We start from the raw sequence: 386 nt of genomic DNA on the forward strand, positions 1-386 counted from the left end.
GATAGCCCATCGCGTTGAGGAAATTGGTATTGGCGGTCAGAACGGTGCCATCGAGCGCGAACTCGATCACCGCCTGGGAGCGGTGCAAGGCTTCGAGCTGGCCATCATGGTCGATGTTGCGCAGCACCTGCGCGGTGATGTCGGTAGCGAACTTCACCACCTTCGTGACTCGACCAGCCCTGTCTAGGACAGGATTGTACGTGGCCTGAATCCAGATCTCGCGCCCGTCCTTGGCGATGCGTTTAAACTCGCGGGTTTGACCTTCGCCACTGCGCAGTGCCTCCCAGAACGTGCGGTACGCGTCGCCATTGCGCTCGCTGGCGGGGACGAACAGCTTGTGATGCTGCCCCTTCACCTCGGCGAGGGTGTAGCCCATCAGGTCTAGG

The 386-nt window shown here is 61.1% G+C and carries 1 protein-coding gene; it reads right to left on the reverse strand.

Features of this window, described 5'->3' with window-relative positions; translation table 11 throughout:
- The coding region (locus MKK69_RS19520) for a PAS domain-containing protein (protein ID WP_243970567.1) at nucleotides 1-386 on the reverse strand (386 nt) is incomplete at both ends.

Source organism: Methylobacterium sp. J-026, from assembly GCF_022829585.1.
In the GTDB taxonomy this organism is placed as follows: Bacteria; Pseudomonadota; Alphaproteobacteria; order Rhizobiales; family Beijerinckiaceae; genus Methylobacterium.